Source organism: Bacillus sp. JJ1503, from assembly GCF_036965125.1.
Lineage (GTDB): Bacteria > Bacillota > Bacilli > Bacillales > Cytobacillaceae > Cytobacillus.
In genome coordinates, this window is sequence record NZ_JBALOZ010000365.1 from 1 (window position 1) to 492 (window position 492).

General features: G+C 29.3%; 1 protein-coding gene. It reads left to right on the forward strand.

Translation table 11 applies throughout. From position 1 onward, the window contains the following. Positions 1-248 precede the first annotated feature (248 nt). Complete coding sequence (locus V7149_RS22840) at positions 249-476, forward strand: hypothetical protein (RefSeq protein WP_335347880.1); 228 nt, start codon at positions 249-251, stop codon at positions 474-476. Positions 477-492: the final 16 nt, after the last annotated feature.

A 492-nucleotide genomic window follows, 5' to 3' on the forward strand; every position in this document is an offset into this window, starting at 1 on the left:
GGATATAGTAGCAAAAATATCCCTATATTTTACATTTTTATGATCCATGTCACGTAAATGTAAATAAAATGTGAATATTTTAAGAAAAATGTTTATTTATAGAGGAAATTGATTTGTCAAGAATAATTGGAGTTAAAAATTGACTATTTTATGAATTATATAATTGAAGGATGCTATTTTTTGATTTATAATTATTATAAAATAATTGAAATCATGTACATAAATGATAAAGAGAAGGTGGGAGAGGAATGGTTCGTACAGCAATAGCAGGCATCGGGGGCTTTATTTTAGTTTTCATTGAGGCTTATATTGTTATGGTATTAAAAGGGTATTATTCCATTGAGTTTGGCGGTATGGCGCCTTTTATTTCTGTTTGGGCAATGAATGCATTTCTAGTTTTTACAATCCTCACACATCTTAAGCTATGGTATGAAAATAGGGAATCAGCAAATAGAGAAGCTTCAGTAGATAGATAATCAAATCTAAGCAGAC